The organism is Neisseria sp. P0009.S008, assembly GCF_051958615.1.
Lineage (GTDB): Bacteria > Pseudomonadota > Gammaproteobacteria > Burkholderiales > Neisseriaceae > Neisseria > Neisseria subflava.
Map to the genome: position 1 here is coordinate 1 of NZ_JBQCVG010000082.1, position 251 is coordinate 251.

Annotated in this window: 1 protein-coding gene; it reads left to right on the forward strand. The window is 62.2% G+C overall.

The genetic code is table 11. The features are described from left to right. Positions 1-97: 97 nt before the first annotated feature. Positions 98-251 (forward strand): peptide deformylase (locus ACTHSQ_RS11360; protein WP_440375965.1); only part of this gene is annotated, 154 nt, incomplete at its 3' end.

Below are 251 nucleotides of genomic sequence, written 5' to 3' on the forward strand. Positions count from 1 at the left end.
GGGTGGGGAAGTCGTTACCGAGCTCGACCGCCTTGCTGGAACCCTTGGCATCACCTGCCATGCTCGGCCCGTCGAAGTTGACACTTTCTAGGTGACGGTGCGAGATGTCGTTGCGCTGCCGGCAAAGGTGTTGCGCACCCCGTCGGCAAAGATCGATGCCCTCGATGACGAAGCATTGCAGCTAGGCATCGATATCGTCGACACGATGCGCGTGTCGCCTGGATGCGTCGGGCTGGCTGCCACCCGTAGGC